We start from the raw sequence: 19,990 nt of genomic DNA, 5'->3' as shown, positions 1-19,990 counted from the left end.
CGTCAGGTTGCGAAGATCTTGTAGTCTGATGCGGACTCGATGCCCGCGCCCTGACTGCCAATTCACGTGGCACCGCCGACGCATCCGACAAGGGTGCCAGCAGTTCGTGCATCTGCACTGCCAGAAAAAGAGAGCAGAGTGACCCTGCCTGCCTTTTTTTTCGGTTTTCTACCCGTCCTCGTTTTGCTCTTCCAGGGTCGGCGCGTTGCACGGCTCCCATCGCGACTGTCTGCTTCGCCATGGCCAGGTGCTGCGCGTGGCCCACGCTGGCAACAGCAAGGCAGCCCGTGGCCCGTATCTAAAGATATTCTTCCCTCCTGAAAACCCCCTTTACCTTTCCTCCCGTCATGTAGTGCTTGATGTTTTCCGCAGCCTCTTTTGTTGCTTGCGCCATGGCCTCGGGCACCATGCCGGAATTGTGTGGCGAGCCCAGGACGTTGGGCAGATCGAGGAAGGGATAATGCACCTCAAACCTTCCATGCCTGAAGGGCTCGACCCACCAGGCGTCGATGCCTGCCTTGAAGGCCGGATGCGACTTCAGATGTTCGTAGAAAGCGCCTTCATCGATGATCTCCCCTCTTGCCACGTTCACCAGGATGGCATCGGGCTTCATCCATGTCAGCTCGCGCGCGCCGATGAGCCCTTTTGTCGAGCGCGACAAGGGCATTGAGACGACCACGATGTCGGCGCGGCCCAGGACATCCTCCAGATCTTTTGTCGTGCCGATGAAGTCGACGTCTTCCTCGGTCCTGCCGCTGGTATTGACCGCAAGTATCTTGACCCCAAAGGCCTTCATGAGCTGGGCGGTGGCCTTGCCGATCCCGCCAAAACCAAGGATGGCGCATGTGGAGCCACGAAGAAATCTGTTCATGCCAAACTGATCGAACTGCCCAGCGACAAGCTTCCTGTGACCTTCCCTGAGGTTTTTGGACAGGGCCAGGGTCATGGCCATGACATGCTCAGCCATGGGTCCTGCGTATGCACCCGCGTTCCCGGCGACGACCAGCGTCTCGGGGAATAGCCTGAAGGGAACATGGTCGGCACCGGCAGACAACAGCTGCATGAATCGCGCCTTGCTCATTCGCGGGTACTCATCCTCCGAGAACTCCCGCGAAGGGTTCCAGGAAAGAAGCACATCTGCATGCCCAATGGCTTGGTTTCGGCCCTCATCCGGGCCGAGATACGTGACATTGGCAACATCGCGCAGATGGTCGTCGATGATTGTTTTCAGATTCTCATCGAGCTTGGCGGTCACAAGCACATTCACTGGTTGCATGACAACGCTCCTTTGCCTTGTGTCGGGGGGAGGGGCTGGTAAATCGGCGTCCTCCACCGACATGCTCTGGTTTCCTGCGTGCGAGACAGGGGTCGCAATTCACTTCGTTCGAAGTTCCACGCCTGGCACACAATAGCGCAGCGATTTTGTCATTTGATGCGAACTCAACGCTCGCGCTTGATCGCCAGCTCGCCCAACGCCAACAGCGCATCGGCGCGCGCGCCAAAGGGTGCCAGCAACTCGTGCATCTGCGCCGCCAGCGCGTCGAGCTTCGCCTTCGCACCGTCGATGCCGAGCAGCGCAGGATAGGTGGACTTGGACTGGGCGGCATCCTTGCCGGCGGTCTTGCCGAGGGTTTCGGAGCTGGCTTCGATGTCGAGGATGTCGTCGCGGACCTGGAAGGCCAGGCCCAGGGCCTGAGCGAAGGCATCCAGGCGTTGCAAAGTGGCTTCTTCCACGCCGCCGGCCAGGGCGCCCAGGCGCACGCTGGCGCGGATCAGGGCGCCGGTCTTGAGCGCGTGCATGTGCTGCAGCGCCTGTAGCGATTGCAGTTGTCCGGTGGCATCGATGTCCAGGGCCTGGCCGCCGCACATGCCGGCCACGCCGCTGGCCTGGGCCAGGGTCTGCAGCCAGGCCACGCGCAGCACGGCGCCGGCATCGCTGCCGGCCAGCACCTCGAAGGCCAGGGTCTGCAGCGCGTCTCCGGCGAGGACGGCGGTGGCCTCGTCGAAGGCGATGTGCACGGTGGGCTGGCCACGGCGCAGGGCGTCATCGTCCATTGCCGGCAGGTCGTCGTGGACCAGCGAGTAGGCGTGGATCAGTTCGACCGCGGTGGCCGGCGCATCCAGCACGCCTTCATCGGCGCCGGTCATCGTGCCGGCGGCGTAGACCAGCAGCGGACGCATGCGCTTGCCACCGCCCAAGGCTGCGTGGCGCATGGCCGCGTGCAGGCGCTGCGGGGCGCGGACCGGGTCGGGAAGGGCAGCGTCCAGCGAAGCCTCCACGCGCTGGGCCCAGCGCGTGAATACGGCTTCACTCGCCATCGGGCAGCGGGGCGAAGGGTTCGGCGGTGTCGGGGCGGTCCGGGTCGCTGAGCAGGCGCACGCGCAGTTCGGCCTGCTCCAGCGCGGTGCGGCAGCTGCGGTAGAGGCCGACGCCGCGTTCGTAGGCGGCCAGCGATTCTTCCAGGCTCAGTTCGCCCAGTTCCATGCGCCCGACCAGCCGTTCCAGCTCGTCCAGCGAGGTTTCGAAATGCGCCACCGGCGAAGTCTCTGTTGCGGGTTTCTTGGCCATGGGCAAAGTGTGTGCGCGCATGGGTGATGGGTCAATCACGCGCCCGGCGGTGTCCAGCGCAGGCTGGCTGCACGTGCCTGCAGCCATGCGGCGAAATCGGCGGAGTGGATGCGATCGCCAGCGGCCAGCACCTGGCCGGCCTGGTCGCGCAGCAGCGGCAGGTGCCTGCGCTGCCAGGGCGGCAGGTCGAGCGCCTGCAGCACGTGCTTGAGTGCGTGCGAATGGCTGCGCCCGGGCAGGTGGATGCGTTCGCCACCGTGGCGCGCGGTGACCCGCAGCGCTGGATCGAACACCGCATGACCCACAAGCTGCAGGCCGCCGCCATCGGCAAGCAGCAACGGCGCGCGACCATCCCAGCGCACCTCCCAGTCCGCCGGCAGCGGCGGCGTCAACGGGCCGGCGTGCAGCTGGTCGCGCCAGCGGCGCAGGCAGGCGCCGTTCCAGTCGAACTGCGCCTGGGCGTCGGCTCGCGCGGTGAGCAGGGTGTCTTCCAGCCGGGCCAGGCCGCGGGCGGGCAAGGGCGGCAGGCCGCGGGCCTGGATCCAGCATCGCACCACGCGTGCGCGCAGCGCGGGCGGCAGCGCCTGCAGGGCCGGCACCGACAGCACGGCCGGATCGGCGGTGCGGGCCTGTTCCAGCGCGGCCTGGTCCTGGCCTTCCAGCAGTGCGCTGGCCTGCGCGCTCAGCGCGGCGCTGCGTGCCAGGGCGGTGGCCGCGTGCGGCCAGCGCGCCTGCAGCAGCGGCAGCACCTGGTGGCGCAGGAAATTGCGGTCCAGCGTGGTGTCGGCGTTGCTGGCGTCCTCGATCCAGTGCAGGGCGTGTTCGCGCGCGTAGGCGGCGATCGCACTGCGCGGCAGCGCCAGCCACGGCCGCCACAGCCAGCCGCTGGCGAAGGCGCGCCACGGCCGCATCGCCGCCAGCCCGTCCGGCCCGGATGCGCGCAGTGCCCGCAGCAGGAAGGTTTCGGCCTGGTCGTCCTGGTGGTGCGCGGCCACCAGCACCTCGCCGGCCTGCATCACTTGGGCGAACGCCGCGTGGCGGGCGTGGCGGGCAGCCGCTTCAAGGCCTGCGCCGCCACTGCGGTCCACCCGCACGCGCACGATCTCCAGCGGCACCTGCAGCTGCGCGCAGAGCCTGGCGCAATGTGCGGCCCAGTCATCGGCCTGGGCCTGCAGGCCGTGGTGGACGTGGATCGCGCGCAGCTGCCGTGTGCCCCGCCAGCGCTGGGCCATGGCGTGCAGCAGCGCGGTCGAATCCAGGCCGCCGCTCAACGCCACCCACAGCTGCGCCTGGGCAGGTGCGGCCGGTGGAAGCCAGAGCAGCGCGAGCGGTTGGGACATGCGCAGATGGTGCCACGCACCTGCGCGGCTCCTAAAACTGGATCGCGTTGCCGTCCTCGTCCTGGCTGCGCTGGCGTTGGCGCATGCGCCAGGTCGGTGGCGGCGGCGGGCGATCGACGTTGTGCAGCAGCAGCCAGGCCTGGCAGGCCTGCTGCCAGTCACGCTGGTGCGCGGGCACCTGCGCATAGAAGACGTCCTCGACCACCGGCATGCGGCCTTCGTTGGAGTCTGCGGTATCGGCCAGGCGCGAATCGGGAAGGTCGCGCATGATTCGGGTCGGGTCGCCGCCGTGTTCCAGCAGCCAGTACAGGCGGTCGAAGCGGCCGATCCTGGAATACCAGCTCAGCACCGTGTCGTAGCCGTCCTCGGTGTACAGCGTGGTGTCCAGGTTGGCACCGGACATGACCAGCGCCTTCACGTTGTCCCAATGGCCGTTGATGAAGGCCACGTACAGCAGCGGCTGGCCGGCGGCGTTGCGCCCGTTCGGGTCGCCGCCGCGCAGCAGCAGCTCGGTCAGGTAGCGCGAATCGGCCATCGCCGCGGCCTGCACCAGCGCCGTCTCCGCTGCCGCGCCCACGCCGATGCCGGTCGACTGCATGCGGATGTCAGGCGTGGCGCCGACGTTGAGCAGCAGGTGCAGGCCCATCGGGTTGCGCGTGGCCAGTGGCCAGGCCAGCAGCGGCCGGCCGTGCGCGTCGAAGATCGTGTCCGGATCGATCCCGCGCTGGTAGACCAGCCTGTCCAGCGCGGGCCAGTCGTAGCGGTCCACGGCGCGGGCCATCTCCAGGCCCGGGCCGCTGAAATAGTCGGCCGGATCCAGTGGCGCCTGTGGCGCAGGCGTCGTGTCCAGCGGCAGGAGCAGGTAGACGCATCCTGCCAGCGTCGCCAGCGCCAGCGTCGCGCGCAGCACGCGCCCCAGCACAGGCTGCAGGTTCCAGGTCGGACGGGTGGCGCGGGGGAGGCTGGCCAAGTGCGCGGGCTTCGATGCGTCGGCCTTTGTTACCACGGCAGAACCTGCCCGCAGCGGTCGCCCCGGTCTCGCGCCAGGAGACGCCGCGCCGCTACAGTGATCCCCGGATTTCCAGTGGGATGCTTCATGGCCAAGGCCACCTCCAAGGCGCGCACCGCGTATGTGTGCAGCGAATGCGGCGCCGAATACAGCAAATGGCAGGGTCAGTGCACCGAGTGCAATGCGTGGAACTCGCTCTCGCAGATCGTGCTGGAGCCGGCGGCCGGGGCGCCGCCCGCTGCGCGCCGCTCCGGCTGGGCCGGCAAGACCGAGTCGCCGAAGATTACCGCGCTCAAGGACGTGCGCAACGGCGAGGAAGTGCGCGTGTCCACCGGCATCGGCGAATTCGACCGGGTGCTGGGCGGCGGCCTGGTCGAAGGCGCGGTGGTGCTGGTCGGTGGCGACCCGGGCATCGGCAAGTCCACCCTGCTGCTGCAGGCCCTGGCCAGCATGGCCGCCACCCTGCCGGTGCTGTACGTCACCGGCGAGGAGTCGCTGGCCCAGGTCGCCGGCCGCGCGATCCGCCTGGACCTGCCGCTGGAGGGCCTGAACGCGCTGGCCGAAACCGGCATCGAAAGCATCCTGCAACACGCCTCGGCGGCCAGGCCGAAGCTGATCGTGGCCGATTCGGTCCAGACCCTGTGGACCGAAACCCTGACCGCCGCGCCCGGCTCGGTCAGCCAGGTCCGCGAGAGCGCCGCGCGCCTGGTGCGCTATGCCAAGGAGACCGGCACGGCCGTGTTCCTGGTCGGCCACGTCACCAAGGAGGGCGGCATCGCCGGCCCGCGCGTGCTGGAACACATGGTCGATGCGGTGCTGTATTTCGAGGGCGAGTCGGGCAGCCGTTTCCGCCTGCTGCGCGCCTTCAAGAACCGCTTCGGCGCGGTCAACGAGCTGGGCGTGTTCGCAATGGGCGAGAAGGGCTTGAAGGAAGTCTCCAACCCCTCGGCGATCTTCCTCTCCGGCGGCAGCACCCGCCAGCCCGGCAGTTGCGTGATGGTCACCCGCGAGGGCACCCGCCCGCTGCTGGTGGAAGTCCAGGCGCTGGTCGATGCCTCGCCGCTGTCCAACCCGCGCCGGGTGGCCGTGGGCCTGGAGCAGAACCGCCTGGCGATGCTGCTGGCGGTGCTGCATCGCCACGGCGGCATCGTGGTGGGCGATCAGGACGTGTTCGTCAATGTGGTGGGCGGCATCCGGGTGCAGGAAACCGCCGCCGACCTGCCGGTGCTGCTGGCGGTGCTCTCAAGCTTGCGCGATGCGCCGCTGGCCGAAAAGACCATCGCCTTCGGCGAGGTCGGCCTGTCCGGCGAGATCCGCCCGGTGCCCAACGGCGAGGACCGCCTGAAAGAGGCTGCGACCCACGGCTTCAAGCGCGCGATCGTGCCCAGGGCCAATGCGCCCAAGGCCACCAGCATCAAGGGCATGGAGATCGTGGCGGTGGAGCGCCTGACCGACGCGCTGGAGGCGGCGCTGGGTTGAGGGCGCTGGGTTGAGTGGGATAAGGGTTGAGTGGGATAAGACCGGTGGGAGCCGCCACGGCGGCGATGCCTTCCTTACCGGCGCGTTGGAATCACCTTGGGTACTGGAAGGTCCGCGCCGCTTCCACGCCTGGCAGCTTCAGAGCCAGATCGCATTCCAATAAGGATAGTCGCCGACCCGGCGGACCAGTCCTGCGCGAACGGGGTTGGCCACGATGTAACGCGCCATGTGCAGGACGTCCTCGTCCTTGCGGACTGCGCGGTCGTGGAATCCGCGCCCCCACAGCACGTGTTGGCAATCCAACGCCTTGTGCCACTGGCGGGTTGCCAGCGCTTTGGCGCGGCCGATGCTGCGATCAAGGGATTCGGTGCCCAGCTCAAGCAGGCCATGCCAGTGATCTGGCATCAGGGTCCAGCAAAGCAGTCTTCCATGGGGCCAGGCTTGCGGGCTGTTCAGGCAGCGCGCGACAACAGCTGCATGAGGGTGTTCAGAGAAGTAGGGCGTGCGCCGGTGGGTCGCGAAGGTGATCAGGTAAATCCTTCCGGATTCGGAAAATCGGTGCTTCCGGAGAAGGTGAGATCGGGGAAGCGGCATGCGGTCAGCATGGTCTGGCGATGGATCTGCTGCAATCAGCATGGGGCGTGGTGGTCTGTCGGAAATGTCTGGTTTTGCGGCGGCGGTGTCGGCAGAGGCGCATCGCCGCCATGGCGGCTCCCACGGGCTGGAACAACAAAAAAGCCGCGGTTTCCCGCGGCTTTTTTGTTGCCGACCAGTCGGCGCGGATCAGGCCAGGCCGGCCTGCTTCATCACTTCGGCGGCGTAGTCTTCCACCACCTTCTCGATGCCTTCGCCCACGGCCAGCCGCTTGAAGCCCACGACCTCGGCGCCGGCCGCCTTGAGCACCTGCTCCACGCTCTGGTTGGTGTCCAGCACGTAGGGCTGTCCGTACAGGGTCACTTCGTTGACGATCTTGGCGATCTTGCCGCTGATGATCTTCTCCAGGATGTCGGCCGGCTTGGACTTGTCCTTCTCGGACATCTTGGCCAGCTCGATTTCCTTTTCCTTGGCCACGAACTCGGCCGGCACGTCGCTGGCCTTGTTGTACGGCGGGTTCATCGCGGCCACGTGCATGGCCAGGCCACGGGCCAGCTCGGCGTCACCGCCGGCCACTTCGACCAGCACCCCGATGCGGCCGCCGTGGACGTAGGCGGCCACGTTGTTGGTGCTGTTGATGGCGACCATGCGACGCACCTGCACGTTCTCGCCGACCTTGGCGATGACGGCGGCGCGGGTTTCCTCGATGGTTTGGCCGGAGGGCAGCCTGGCCGACTTCAGCGCCTGGACATCGGTCGCGCCGGAGGCCAGGGCGGCCTGGGCGACGGCGTCGGCGAAGGTCAGGAAGTTGCTGTCCTTGGCGACGAAGTCGGTCTCGGAGTTGATCTCGACCAGCACGGCCTTGCCGCCGTCCTGGGCCGAGGCGATCTTGCCTTCGGCGGCGACCCGGTCAGCCTTCTTGTCGGCCTTGGCCAGGCCGGACTTGCGCAGCCACTCGGCGGCGGCGTCGATGTTGCCCGCGTTCTCGGTGAGTGCCTTCTTGCACTCCATCATGCCGGCGCCGGTGCGCTCGCGCAGTTCCTTGACCAGGGAAGCAGTGATTTCCACGGTGGTGACCTCGGTTTTTTGGGTATTGGTTGGGAAGGCGCATGGCGCCATTCCAAGCGACAACGGCCGGACGCATGCCTGCCGCTGGGGCCGACGCGCGACCATGGCGCGCCGACCGTTGCGCGGCGATGACGCCTCAGGCGGAGGCTTCGTCGCTCTTGCGGCCACGACGGGCCGGCTTGGCCTCGGCGCTGCCTTCGCTGAACTCTTCCTCGCGCACGACGGCGTTGTTGGGCGAAGCGGCCTTGCCTTCCAGCACCGCGTCGGCGGCGGCGCGGGCGTACAGCTGCACGGCGCGGATGGCGTCGTCGTTGCCCGGGATCGGGTAGTCGACCAGGGCCGGATCGTAGTTGGAGTCGACCACGGCCACCACCGGGATGCCGAGCTTCTTGGCTTCCTTGATGGCGATGTCCTCGTGGCCGATGTCGATCACGAACAGCGCGTCGGGCAGGCGGTTCATTTCCTTGATGCCGCCCAGCGAGGCCAGCAGCTTGTCGCGCTCGCGGCGCAGGCCCAGCACTTCGTGCTTGACCAGCTTTTCGAAGGTGCCGTCGGTTTCGGCGGCTTCCAGTTCCTTCAGGCGGGCCACGGACTTCTTCACCGTGGCGAAGTTGGTCAGGGTGCCGCCCAGCCAGCGCTGGGTCATGTACGGCATGTTGCAGCGCTCGGCTTCTTCCTTGATGGAATCGCGGGCGCTGCGCTTGGTGCCGATGAACAGAATGGTGCCGCGCTTCTGGGCAATGGCGCTGATGAAGTTCATCGCATCGACGAACAACGGCAGGGTCTTTTCCAGGTTGATGATGTGGATCTTGCCGCGGGCGCCGAAGATGTACGGAGCCATCTTCGGGTTCCAGTAGCGGGTCTGGTGGCCGAAATGGACGCCGGCTTCCAGCATCTGGCGCATGGTGATCTGGGACATTGCAAAACTCCAGGGCAGTGGAACCAACCGCGCGTTTTGGATGCGGTTTTGACGGTTCCGGGGTTGGGCCTCCCTGCGGCGTCCGTGTCCGAACCTTCCTCGTGGAAAGGCACCCCGGCACGGGCTGTGGCAGCAGGTGTGTATTCGCCGGTGACGCCCGGCGTGGGCGCTTCATGCGGGCCGGCAGGCCTCGCATAGCCGGCGGATTATAGCCCCGCGGCGGACGCTGGCGCAAATCGCGCAGGCGTCGGGGTGTTTCAGGCAAACAGCGGCGCGGCCATCAGGATGACGAGCAGCAGCAGGCGGCGCGAGGCGGTCAGACGCATGGCATGGGTTTTCCGGGGGAGTGGCCGCAGCGGGATGCGTCGGCCTTGGGGAGATGGTGTAAGCATGGGCCGTGCCAACCGGCCCTCGTGGGGCTAAAACCCTGTACAGACAATGGGTTGCGTGGTGGCGGGTACCGGCACTGCGGCCGCGTTGTCGTGCATCCACGCGTCACATTTGGCCGCCGGCCAACACCTGGTTCGCCCGTTGTTGGTCACCTGGGGACTCCCGCCGGGCTTGGCAAGCGGCAAGCCGCGCGCTGTTTGCCGCGCGCGATTTTTCGCCCCCCCTAACCGGGCCGCGCGCCCCGGTTCCGTTCAGGCACGGCCCGAATCAGCGATAATGGTGATCATGAGCATCCAACTGAAATCCGCCGCCGACCTGGAAAAAATGCGCGTGGCCGGCCGCCTGGCCGCCGAGGTGCTGCAGGTCGTCGCCCCGCACGTGAAGCCCGGCGTGACCACCGCCGAGCTGGACCGCATCTGCCACGACCATATCGTCAAGGTGCAGGACGCCATTCCGGCCAACGTCGGCTACCGTGGCTTCCCCGCCGCGGTGTGTACCTCGGTCAACAACGTGATCTGCCACGGCATCCCCAACGAGGCCAAGGTGTTGAAGGACGGCGACATCGTTAACATCGATGTCACCGTGATCAAGGATGGCTGGCATGGCGATACCAGCCGCATGTACATCGTCGGCACCCCGTCGGTGATGGCCAGACGCCTGGTCGATGTCACCCGCGAGGCGATGTTCCGCGGCATCCGTGCGGTCAAGCCGGGCGCGACGCTGGGCGATGTCGGTCATGCGATCCAGCAGTACGCCGAATCCGAGCGTTTCAGCGTGGTGCGCGAGTACTGCGGCCACGGCATCGGCACGGTGTACCACGACGAGCCGCAGGTGCTGCACTACGGGCGTCCGGGCGAAGGGGTCGTGCTCAAGCCGGGCATGACCTTCACCATCGAACCGATGATCAACGAGGGCACCCGCTACACCAGGACCCTGCCGGACGGCTGGACCGTGGTGACCAAGGACCGCAGGCTCTCGGCGCAGTGGGAACACACCGTGGCGGTGACCGAGGACGGGGTGGAGATCCTGACCCGGCTGCCGGGCGACGACAACGACCTGTGAGGACCCCGGCGGCCGCCAGCGACGCCTTGCCGCGCCCGCTCTTGAGCGCCTTGGCCTGCGACAGCGCCTGGTCGCAGCAGGCGCGTGCGGCCCTGGCCGCCACCGACGAGAAACTCTCGCGCCGGTTTGATGATGTCGAACGCATCGACCATGTGCTGGCGCTGCGCGCGCGCGCGGTCGACCAGCTGCTGCGCGAGGCTTGGCGGCGCTGCATGGCCCAGGACGTGGGCCTGTCGCTGTTTGCGGTGGGCGGGTACGGGCGCGGCGAGCTGTTTCCGCATTCGGACGTGGACGTGCTGGTGCTGGGCGATCCGCAGGCGCAGCAGCGCGGGCACGAAGCCCTGGCGCGCTGTCTGGCGCTGGTCTGGGATGTCGGCCTCAAGCTCAGCCATGCGGTGCGCTCGCCGCAGGAGTGCACCGAGGCGGCCGCCGACCAGACCGTGCTCACCGCGTTGATCGAAGCGCGCCCGCTGATGGCCAGCGAGGTGGCCCGCAAGGCGCTGGCCGCTGCGGTCTCGCCGGACAAGGTGTGGCCGCCGCGCGAGTTTTTCGCGATCAAGCGCGAGGAGATGGCGCTGCGCCACGCGCGCTTCGGCGATACCTCCGACAACCTGGAGCCGGACATCAAGGATGGTCCCGGCGGGCTGCGCGACCTGCATACCCTGGGCTGGATGGCGCTGCGCACATTTGGTGTGCGCGACCTGGAGCCGCTGGTCGGCATCGGCCAGCTGGGCCCGGACGAGGCCATCGCCCTGGCGCGCGAGCGCCGCGCGCTGGGACGGCTGCGCTACGGCCTGCACCTGATGGCGGGCCGGCCGGAAGAGCGCCTGCGTTTCGATTACCAGAAGACCCTGGCCGCGCGCCTGGGCTATGTCGATGCGCCGGGCAGCCTGGCGGTCGAGCAGATGATGCAGGGGTTCTACCGCAGCGCGGCGGTCGTGCGCCAGATCAGTGACCGGCTCCTGCAGCGCTTCGAGGAACAATTCGAAGGCGAGCCGGTGCCGCGCGCGCTGGACCAGGCCTTCGAGCTGCGCCGCAACTACCTGGCCGCCAGCAGCCCGCAGTGGCCGCGCGAGATCGGCGATGTCTTCGCGCTGTTTGCCACCTGGGCCGGGCAGCCGAAGATCAGCGGGCTGCATTCACAGACCGCGCGTGCATTGGCCGAGGCACTGCCCGGCCTGAAGCCCTACACCGACGCCAGTGCCCAACAGCGCGCGCAGTTCATGGCCTTGATGCGCGCACCGCGCGCGGTGGACACGCTGACGCGGATGGCGCGCCTGGGCGTGCTGGGGCAGTGGCTGCCGGCGTTCGCGCTGGTGTCCGGACGCATGCAGTTCGACCTGTTCCACGTATACACGGTCGACCAGCACACCTTGATGGTGCTGCGCAACCTGGCGGTGTTTTCCAGCGGCCGCGCCGACGAGCGGTTTTCCATCGCCCACGAAGTCTGGCCGCGCCTGCGCAAGCCGGAGCTGCTGCTGCTGGCCGGGCTGTTCCATGACATCGCCAAGGGCCGGGGTGGTGACCATTCCGAACTGGGCGCGAGCGATGCGCGCGCGTTCTGTGAAGCGCACGGGCTCAAGGCTTCGGACACCAGTCTGGTGACCTGGCTGGTCGAGCAGCACCTGCGCATGTCGGTCACCGCGCAGAAGCAGGACATCGCCGATCCGGAGGTGATCCATCGCTTCGCCACCGTGATCGGTGACCGCGAACACCTGGATTACCTGTACCTGCTGACCTGTGCCGACATCGCCGGCACCAGCCCCAAGCTGTGGAACGCATGGAAGGACCGGCTGCTGGCCGATCTGTACTTCGCCACGCGCCGGGTGCTGCGCGAGGGTCTGGAGCAGCCGATGGCGGTGGAGCAGTGCGTGGCCGAGGGCCGCGAGGCGACCTGCGCGCTGATGCTGCAGCAGGGTTTCGACGCGGACACCATCGCGCGCCAGTTCGCCGAAATGCCGGACGAGGGCTTCATGCGTTTCCGTCCCGAGCAGCTGGCCTGGCAGGCCGCCGCGCTGGTGGATGTGCGGCACGGGCAGACCCTGGTCAAGGTGCGCCACATCGACGGGGAGGCGCGGGCGATGGAAGTGTTCGTCCATTCGCCGGACCGCGACGGCCTGTTCGCCGCGATCCTGGCCACCCTGGACCGGCTGGGGTTCGGCATCCACCAGGCGCGCGTGCTGATGGGGCCGCATGGCACGGTGTTCGATACCTTCGAGATCCTGCCCGCCGATACCTACGCCAGCGCCGACACCGCCACCGTGGCCGAAACCCTGCGCCGCGCGCTGGCCGGCCCGCTGGACCAAGTGCGTGTCTCCCAGCGCACGGTGCCGCGCCAGCTGCGGCATTTCCGCTTTCCGCCGCGCTTTGAATTCGGCACCACGCTCGATGGCCGCCATACGGTGCTGGAGCTGGTCGCACCCGATCGCCCAGGCCTGCTGGCACAGGTGGCCCAGGTGCTGCGCGGCCAGCGCCTGCGCGTGCACGAGGCGCGCATCGCCACCTTCGGCGAGCGTGCCGAGGATGTGTTCCATCTCAGCGACGAGGCCGACAGGCCGCTGAGTGGCCAGGCGCGCGATGCGCTGCGCGATGCGCTGCGCGCGCAGCTCGAAACGGCTGTCTGATCCCTTCCCCCCCCTTCCAGGAACGCTCCGCGCCATGTCCGCAGTTGCCATCGAGTCCCTCAAGTCCACCCTGGAAAGCGCGTTCGATCGCCGCGCCGAGCTCACCGCCGAGCAGATCAACGACCAGGTGCGCCCGGCCGTGTACGCGGCCATCGACGGGCTGGAAACCGGCGCCCTGCGCGTGGCCGAACCCACGGCCGAGGGCGGCTGGCAGGTCAACCAGTGGCTGAAGAAGGCGGTGCTGCTGTATTTCCGCGTCAACGACATGGCCGTGATCCCGGCGCAGCCGGCACCGTTCTGGGACAAGGTCGAGGCGCGCTTTGCCGGCTACGATGCGGCCAGGTTCCGCGCCGCAGGCGTGCGCGTGGTCCCGGGCGCGGTGGCCCGTCGCGGCACCTATTTCGGCAAGGACGTGGTGCTGATGCCCAGCTTCACCAACATCGGCGCCTACGTGGGCGAGGGCACGATGGTCGATACCTGGGCCACGGTCGGCTCCTGCGCGCAGATCGGCAGGCACTGCCACCTGTCCGGCGGCGCCGGCATCGGCGGGGTGCTGGAGCCGCTGCAGGCCGCGCCGACCATCATCGAGGACCACTGCTTCATCGGCGCGCGTTCGGAAGTGGTCGAAGGCGTGGTCGTTGGCCACCACAGCGTGATCGGCATGGGCGTGTTCCTGGGCCAGTCCACCCGCATCTACAACCGCGCCAGCGGCGAGATTTCCTACGGCTACGTGCCGCCGGGCAGCGTGGTGGTGGCAGGTTCGCTGCCGGCAAGCGACGGCTCGCATTCGCTGTACGCGGCGGTCATCGTCAAGCAGGTCGACGAGAAGACCCGCAGCAAGACCTCGGTGAACGACCTGCTGCGCGGGTTGGCGGACTGAAAGCGAAGGAACGAGGGCAGATGCCCTCGCCCATTGCGCACGCCCCGCCAGCTTGTTCCTTCTCGCTCCAGCCTTGCCTCCGTTTCTCACTCCGCTCCCCTCGTCTCTCGCCCCATGACCACGCTTTACGGACTCAACAACTGCGACACCTGCAAGAAGGCCTGCAAGTGGCTGGACCGGTTCGGCCTGGCCTACACCTTCATCGACTATCGCGATCACAAACCCACGCCAGAGATGCTGGTGGACTGGGCGGGCAGGGCCGGTGGGTTCCAGGCGCTGGTCAACAGGTCCTCCACCACCTGGCGCCAGTTGCCAGAAAACCGCAAGACCCCCGGCAGCGAGGCTGAATGGAAGCTGTTGCTGCGCGAGCATCCGCAGCTGATCCGCAGGCCGGTGGTGATCACACAGGATGGTCGTTTCAGCCAGGGCTTCTCCGACAACGGCTTCAAGCGGTTGTTTGGCATCGGGTGAGTGACACGGCGGTGCGCGCAGCAGGGGGATCATGCGAGGATGCCGCGCGTGCGGTGATGCGTGCACGCTTTCCTCCCACGGAGTCCATGCCATGAACGCAGTGCAAGACCGGGTCATCCGTTGTCTTTTTGTCAGTTGTCTGCTGCTGCTGGCCGCCTGCGCCACCGGCCCCAAGATCAGCAGCGTGGCCGATCCCCAGGCCGACTTCTCGCGCTATCGCAGCTTCGCCTTCTATGCGCCGCTGGCGATCGAGAGCAAGGGTTACGCCACCGCCACCAGCGAGGCGATTAAGGCAGCAGCGCGTCGGGAGATGGAAGCGCGCGGCTACCGCTACGATCCGGTCGCGCCGGACCTGTGGGTCAACCTGGGCGCCTACCTGCAGGAGAAGATACAGGTCTCCTCGATCCCGGACGTGGGCTACGACGCCTACTACAGCTATCGCGCCGGCGGCTATTTCGTCTCGCCCTACTGGCATGAACACACCACGGTGCGCACCTACACCGAGGGCACGCTCAACGTGGACCTGGTCGATGTGGCGCAGCGGCGGCTGGTATGGGAAGGCGTGGCGGTGGGCACCGTGCACAAGCTGACCCCGGCCGAACGTGCGGCGAAGATCGATTCGGCGATGGCGGGGATCTTCGCCCAGTTTCCGTATCGCGCCGGCCAGGCCGCGCCATCGCCATGACCGCTGGGGTGTGCCGATGAAGGCCGCCAGCGGCTCCCACGACGGCGACGCGCGCGCGCCTGCCGATGCTGCGCCCACCGAGCCGGTCCTGGCGCTGGCCTGCGAGCTGATCGCCCGGCCTTCGGTCACACCCGAGGACGCCGGCTGCCAGGCGCTGATCGCCTCGCGCCTGCAGGCGGCTGGCTTCACCTGCGAGCAACTGCGCTTTGGCCGGGTCGACAACCTGTGGGCCACGCACGGCAGCGGCGCGCCGGTGCTGGTGCTGCTGGGCCATACCGACGTGGTGCCGACCGGGCCGGTCGAGGCCTGGACCAGTGATCCGTTCAAGCCGCAGGTGCGCCAGGGCAACCTCTACGGCCGCGGCAGCGCCGACATGAAGGGCAGCGTGGCTGCGTTCGTGGTCGCTGCCGAGCAATACGTGGCTGCCCATCCGGACCATGCCGGCACCCTGGCGGTGCTGCTCACCAGTGACGAGGAAGGCGATGCCATCGATGGCGTGCGCCGGGTCGCCAGGGTGTTGGCCGAGCGCGGGCAGGGCATCGACTGGTGCATCACCGGCGAGCCGTCTTCCACGCACACGCTGGGCGACCTGCTGCGTGTGGGCCGTCGCGGCAGCCTGACCGGCACCTTGACGGTCAAGGGCGTGCAGGGCCACGTGGCCTATCCGCACAAGGCCCGCAATCCGATCCACCAGGCCGCCCCCGCCCTGGCCGAGCTGACCTCGCGCCAGTGGGACGACGGCTATGAAAGCTTCCCGCCGACCAGCCTGCAGGTGTCCAACATCCATGCCGGCACCGGCGCCAGCAACGTGATCCCGGGCCAGCTGCAGGTGCTGTTCAACCTGCGCTACAACCCGCACTGGGATGCGCCCAGGCTGGAGGCCGAAGTCGCCGCACTGCTGGAGCGCCACGGCCTGGAGTACGCGCTGCAATGGCATCGCAGCGGCGAGCCGTTCTACACGCCCGAAGGCACGCTGCGCTGCGTGGCGCGTCAGGTGCTGGGCGAGTTTGCCGGAGCGCCGCCGCAGGAAAGCACCGGCGGCGGCACCTCGGACGCGCGCTTCATCGCCCCGCTGGGCGCGCAGTGCATCGAGGTCGGGCCGGTCAACGCCAGCATCCACCAGATCGACGAGCACGTGCGCGTGGCCGACCTGGAGCGGCTGCCGGACCTGTATCGCACGTTGATCGAACGGTTGCTGGCGTAACAGTTGCGTTGCAGCAAACGCCCGGGTTAAGTTGCCCCCATGCCGTCCAGCCGCGCCACCGTCGTGAACAACACCAACCGCAATGCCCTGCGTGCGAGCAATCGCGCGCGGCCGATGCGGGTCTGCGACTAGGCACAGAACGGAACAGCCAGGAAACCAGAAAACCCGCATCGCAAGATGCGGGTTTTTTCTTTTTGGACCGCCCCGAACCCTTTCCCACGTCATGTTTCCCCAGGAGTTTTCCCATGTGTTCGATCTTCGGCATCTTCGGCCTGCAATCCGGCGATGATCTTGGCGCGCTGCGCCGTCAGGCGCTGGAGTGCTCTCAGCGCCAGCGCCATCGCGGCCCGGACTGGAGCGGGGTGTACGTGGACGAGGGCGCGATCCTGGTGCACGAGCGCCTGGCCATCGTCGATCCGGCCGGCGGTTCGCAGCCGTTGCTGAGTCAGGACGGCGCGCTGGCGCTGGCGGTCAACGGCGAGATCTACAACCACGCCGAATTGAAGGCCGAGCTGACCCAGCCCTACGCGTTCCAGACCGGCTCGGACTGCGAGGTGATCAACGCCCTGTATCGCGAGGATGCGCCGGAATCGTTCCTCAACCGCCTCAACGGCATCTTTGCCTTCGCGCTGTGGGACAGGCAGACCGGCCGCGCCCTCATCGCGCGCGACCCCATCGGGGTGTGCCCGCTGTACTGGGGCCACGACCGCGAAGGCCGCCTGCGCGTGGCCTCGGAAATGAAGTCGCTGTGCGAGCATTGCGCCGATGTGGCCCAGTTCCCGCCCGGCCACTGGTACGACACCGCCACCGGCAAGTTGACCCAGTACTACAGGCGCCCATGGCGTGACTACGAGGCGGTCAAGGGGGTCCAGGTGAGCCCGACCGAGTTGCGCGAGGCCTTCGAGGCCGCCGTGCATCGCCAGTTGATGACCGATGTGCCCTACGGGGTGCTGTTGTCCGGCGGCCTGGATTCGTCGCTGGTGGCCGCGGTGGCCGCGCGCTATGCGCGCCATCGCGTCGAGGACGGCGACAGGACCGAGGCCTGGTGGCCGCGCCTGCATTCATTCGCCATCGGCTTGAAGGGCTCGCCCGACCTGGCCGCGGCCAGGATCGCTGCCGACGCGCTGGGCACGGTGCACCACGGCTTCGAATACACCTTCGAGGAAGGCCTGGATGCGCTGCCGGAGGTCATCAGGCACATCGAGACCTACGATGTGACCACCATCCGCGCCTCCACCCCGATGTTCCTGCTGGCGCGCCGGATCAAGGCGATGGGCGTGAAGATGGTGCTCAGCGGCGAAGGCTCCGACGAGATCTTCGGCGGCTACCTGTACTTCCACAAGGCGCCGAACGCGCGCGAATTCCACGAGGAGCTGATCCGCAAGCTGGACGCGCTGCACAACTACGACTGCCTGCGCGCCAACAAGTCGATGATGGCCTGGGGCGTGGAGCCGCGCGTGCCGTTCCTGGACCGCGAGTTCCTGGATGTGGCCATGCGCATGGATGCGTCGCACAAGATGATCACGGTCGGTGCCGATGGCAAGAAGCGGATCGAGAAAGCGGTGCTGCGCGAGGCCTTCGAAGGCTACCTGCCCGATTCGATCCTGTGGCGGCAGAAGGAGCAGTTCAGCGACGGCGTCGGCTACGGCTGGATCGACGGGCTCAAGGCCCACGCCGAGGCCCAGGTCAGCGACCGCGAGCTGGCCGCAGCCGACAAGCGCTTCCCGTTCAACCCGCCGCTGACCAAGGAGGCGTACTTCTATCGCGCGCTGTTCGAGCAGGCGTTCCCGACGCCGGCCGCGGCCGAGACGGTGCCGGGCGGCAAGTCGATCGCCTGCTCCTCGCCGGCGGCGATCGCCTGGGACGCGAGCTTCGCCGCCGCGGCAGATCCGTCCGGCCGTGCCATTGCCGGGGTGCACGCGCAGGCGCTGTAGGGCGGGTCTCGACCCGCCGGCCGTTGTGGGCATTGCAATGGGGCGGGTCAAGACCCGCCCTACCGGGGTGGCGATGGCGGGTCAAGACCCGCCCTACGGTTCATGGCGTACGCAATAGCCGTAGCGCTGCGGGTCGATGTCCACGCCCGAGGCGCTGGCCCGGTTGCTGGCCTTCCACACGTTGGGTTTGAAGCCGGCGCTCTTGCAGTTGGCAGCCTTGTCCACGCCGATGGTGTAGGTGAACGGGTCCTTGTCGAAGTGGTTGTTCTCGAACACGTTGTCCTGGCTCATGCTGTTGTCCCAGCACTGGGTACTGCCGTCGGCGTTGCGGAAACGGATCGCGCAGGTCAGGAACACTCCGGCGCCGCGGTTGCCGGTGAAGGTGTTGCCGATGAACAGGTTGCGCGCCGAATCGGACAGGTAGACGCCCTGGCTGCCGTTATTGGCCAGCACGTTGTTGCGGATCTCGCTGTCGGTGAGGTGCTCGGCGGTGATTCCGGCGGCGATGTTGTCGTGCACGTGGTTGTCGAACATCACCACGTTGGAGGTGCTGTTGAAGGACACCCCGTCCCAGACCGCGCCGAAGACGTCGTTGTGGTCGATGGTGATCGCATCGCTGTGCTGTTCGGTCAGCAGGCAGGCGCTGCGGCAGCCGCTGGCCTTGAGCCGGGTCAGGCGCACCCGATAGCCCTTGCGCACGACCACGCCGCTGTTGCTCAGGTACGGACGTTCGGGCATGAACTCATTGTCGGCCTGGCCACCGACCAGGGACAGGTCGGAGATGGTGACGTTGGTGATGGTGCGGTCCGGCACCTGGTTGAGGTAATCACCCACCACCAGCAGCGGCTGCTGCACACCATCGCGCATGTGCAGCGCGGTCCTGGGGCCGACCCCGCGCACGGTGGTGTTGTCACGCAGGATCCACAGCAGGCCCTGCAGCTGGTAATCGCCGGCGGCCAGGCACAGCACCGCGTGCGAACCGTCGGCGGGCAGGGCGTTGATGACGCCCTGCAGGTTGTCCTTGGGGCCGGCCCTGGCGGTGCAGGCCGCAGGCTGGTCGTCGGCCAGGGCCGCGCGCGCGCTCGGGCTGAAGAAGGGCAGGGCCAGCAGCAGCGGCGCCATCAGGGCGAGGGGGGAAGACCAGCGTCGGTGACTCATCCGGAACCTGTGACAAAACGGGGAAAGGCGCCGCATGAACCTGCTGCGGCGCCGCAGCATTGTCCCGGACCGGCGTAAGGGCGGCGTGCAGTGCCCACCCTGGCGCCACGATCGGGGGGGGCGCAGCGCGGCGGCGCAAAAAACACGCGGTCTTGTCGCAGGCCGCGCCATAGTCCGGGCCGGTCCCGGCCGGGGTCCGCATTATCTGGTGAGGAATCGCATGTCCAAGCGCCTGCGCGTGCTGATGGTCGATGACAACCCTGAACTGCTGCGCGTGCTGCAGGAAGGGCTGTCGATGTATGACGTGGAGGTCGTCACCGCACTGGATGCGACCGCGGCGCTGGATATCCTGATCCGCGACCAGGGCTTCGACGTGCTGATGAGCGACGTGCTGATGCCGCGCGGCCTGTCCGGGGTGCAGCTGGTGGACATGGTCACGCGCGAATACCCGCAGATCGCCGTGGTCCTGACCTCCGGCTATCCGCGCACGCAACTGCCGGAACTGCCGCGCGGCGTGCGCTTCCTGCCCAAGCCCTACCAGTTCGGCGGGCTGATGTCGGCCCTGACCGAGGAAGCCAGCCTGCTCTGAAGCGCGCCGCCAGCC

Annotated in this window: 18 protein-coding genes; 9 read left to right on the top strand and 9 right to left on the bottom strand. The window is 67.8% G+C overall.

Translation table 11 applies throughout. The features are described from left to right. Positions 1-298: 298 nt before the first annotated feature. From DSC_RS10045 to DSC_RS10025, 5 genes are all read right to left on the bottom strand, one after another. Positions 299-1,276: a 2-hydroxyacid dehydrogenase gene (locus DSC_RS10045; RefSeq protein ID WP_014161058.1), complete on the bottom strand. Its 978-nt coding sequence runs from the start codon at positions 1,274-1,276 to the stop codon at positions 299-301. Positions 1,277-1,440: 164 nt separating this feature from the next. Next, positions 1,441-2,319 carry a polyprenyl synthetase family protein gene (locus DSC_RS10040; protein ID WP_014161057.1) on the bottom strand — a complete coding sequence of 293 codons (879 nt, stop codon included), beginning with the start codon at positions 2,317-2,319 and terminating at the stop codon, positions 1,441-1,443. Beyond that, positions 2,309-2,569 (bottom strand): exodeoxyribonuclease VII small subunit, encoded by a 261-nt coding sequence (locus DSC_RS10035; RefSeq protein WP_043290532.1) that lies wholly within the window; start codon positions 2,567-2,569, stop codon positions 2,309-2,311. Before DSC_RS10035 ends, DSC_RS10040 begins: the two co-directional genes overlap by 11 nt. A 35-nt stretch (positions 2,570-2,604) precedes the next feature. After that, positions 2,605-3,909, bottom strand: a complete 1,305-nt coding sequence (gene tilS / locus DSC_RS10030) for a tRNA lysidine(34) synthetase TilS (RefSeq protein WP_014161055.1) — start codon at positions 3,907-3,909, stop codon at positions 2,605-2,607. Between the two features lie 31 nt (positions 3,910-3,940). Beyond that, positions 3,941-4,879: an ankyrin repeat domain-containing protein gene (locus tag DSC_RS10025; RefSeq protein ID WP_014161054.1), complete on the bottom strand. Its 939-nt coding sequence runs from the start codon at positions 4,877-4,879 to the stop codon at positions 3,941-3,943. A 126-nt stretch (positions 4,880-5,005) separates the two neighbouring features. Between DSC_RS10025 and radA the strand changes: the two genes are divergently transcribed. Next, on the top strand, positions 5,006-6,397 hold the full coding sequence (gene radA / locus DSC_RS10020) for a DNA repair protein RadA (RefSeq protein WP_014161053.1): 1,392 nt from the start codon (positions 5,006-5,008) through the stop codon (positions 6,395-6,397). Positions 6,398-6,535: 138 nt separating this feature from the next. Here the strand turns inward: radA and DSC_RS10015 are convergent, their stop codons facing one another. The 3 genes from DSC_RS10015 to rpsB form a co-directional block, all read right to left on the bottom strand. After that, complete coding sequence (locus DSC_RS10015) at positions 6,536-7,033, bottom strand: REP-associated tyrosine transposase (RefSeq protein WP_238527635.1); 498 nt, start codon at positions 7,031-7,033, stop codon at positions 6,536-6,538. 147 nt (positions 7,034-7,180) lie between these two features. Continuing rightward, positions 7,181-8,059 (bottom strand): translation elongation factor Ts, encoded by an 879-nt coding sequence (gene tsf, locus DSC_RS10010; RefSeq protein ID WP_014161051.1) that lies wholly within the window; start codon positions 8,057-8,059, stop codon positions 7,181-7,183. Between the two features lie 136 nt (positions 8,060-8,195). Then, positions 8,196-8,978 (bottom strand): 30S ribosomal protein S2, encoded by a 783-nt coding sequence (gene rpsB / locus DSC_RS10005; protein WP_014161050.1) that lies wholly within the window; start codon positions 8,976-8,978, stop codon positions 8,196-8,198. Positions 8,979-9,653: 675 nt separating this feature from the next. Between rpsB and map the strand changes: the two genes are divergently transcribed. The 7 genes from map to asnB all read left to right on the top strand — a co-directional run bounded on the left by map (position 9,654) and on the right by asnB (position 18,228). Next, a complete protein-coding gene (gene map, locus DSC_RS10000; protein ID WP_014161049.1) occupies positions 9,654-10,430 on the top strand; it encodes a type I methionyl aminopeptidase in 777 nt (258 codons plus the stop codon). A gap of 41 nt (positions 10,431-10,471) precedes the next feature. Then, positions 10,472-13,054, top strand: coding sequence for a [protein-PII] uridylyltransferase (gene glnD / locus DSC_RS09995; protein WP_238527634.1), 2,583 nt, complete (start codon positions 10,472-10,474; stop codon positions 13,052-13,054). Positions 13,055-13,088: 34 nt separating this feature from the next. Then, the gene (dapD, locus tag DSC_RS09990; protein ID WP_014161047.1) at positions 13,089-13,934 is read left to right on the top strand and encodes a 2,3,4,5-tetrahydropyridine-2,6-dicarboxylate N-succinyltransferase; all 846 of its coding nucleotides are present in this window, start codon (positions 13,089-13,091) and stop codon (positions 13,932-13,934) included. 114 nt (positions 13,935-14,048) lie between these two features. Next, positions 14,049-14,405 carry an arsenate reductase gene (locus DSC_RS09985; RefSeq protein WP_014161046.1) on the top strand — a complete coding sequence of 119 codons (357 nt, stop codon included), beginning with the start codon at positions 14,049-14,051 and terminating at the stop codon, positions 14,403-14,405. 91 nt (positions 14,406-14,496) lie between these two features. Further along, on the top strand, positions 14,497-15,090 hold the full coding sequence (locus DSC_RS09980; protein WP_014161045.1) for a DUF4136 domain-containing protein: 594 nt from the start codon (positions 14,497-14,499) through the stop codon (positions 15,088-15,090). 16 nt (positions 15,091-15,106) lie between these two features. Further along, positions 15,107-16,294: a succinyl-diaminopimelate desuccinylase gene (gene dapE, locus DSC_RS09975; protein WP_014161044.1), complete on the top strand. Its 1,188-nt coding sequence runs from the start codon at positions 15,107-15,109 to the stop codon at positions 16,292-16,294. 245 nt (positions 16,295-16,539) lie between these two features. Next, a complete protein-coding gene (gene asnB / locus DSC_RS09970; RefSeq protein WP_014161042.1) occupies positions 16,540-18,228 on the top strand; it encodes an asparagine synthase B in 1,689 nt (562 codons plus the stop codon). 93 nt (positions 18,229-18,321) lie between these two features. Here the strand turns inward: asnB and DSC_RS09965 are convergent, their stop codons facing one another. Beyond that, positions 18,322-19,350, bottom strand: coding sequence for a right-handed parallel beta-helix repeat-containing protein (locus tag DSC_RS09965; RefSeq protein WP_014161041.1), 1,029 nt, complete (start codon positions 19,348-19,350; stop codon positions 18,322-18,324). Between the two features lie 256 nt (positions 19,351-19,606). On the opposite strand from DSC_RS09965, the gene DSC_RS09960 reads away from it, so the two are divergent. Then, positions 19,607-19,975, top strand: coding sequence for a response regulator (locus DSC_RS09960; RefSeq protein ID WP_014161040.1), 369 nt, complete (start codon positions 19,607-19,609; stop codon positions 19,973-19,975). Positions 19,976-19,990: the final 15 nt, after the last annotated feature.

The organism is Pseudoxanthomonas spadix BD-a59 (genome assembly GCF_000233915.3).
GTDB lineage: Bacteria > Pseudomonadota > Gammaproteobacteria > Xanthomonadales > Xanthomonadaceae > Pseudoxanthomonas_A > Pseudoxanthomonas_A spadix.
This window is presented reverse-complemented; position numbering and strand designations above follow the sequence as displayed.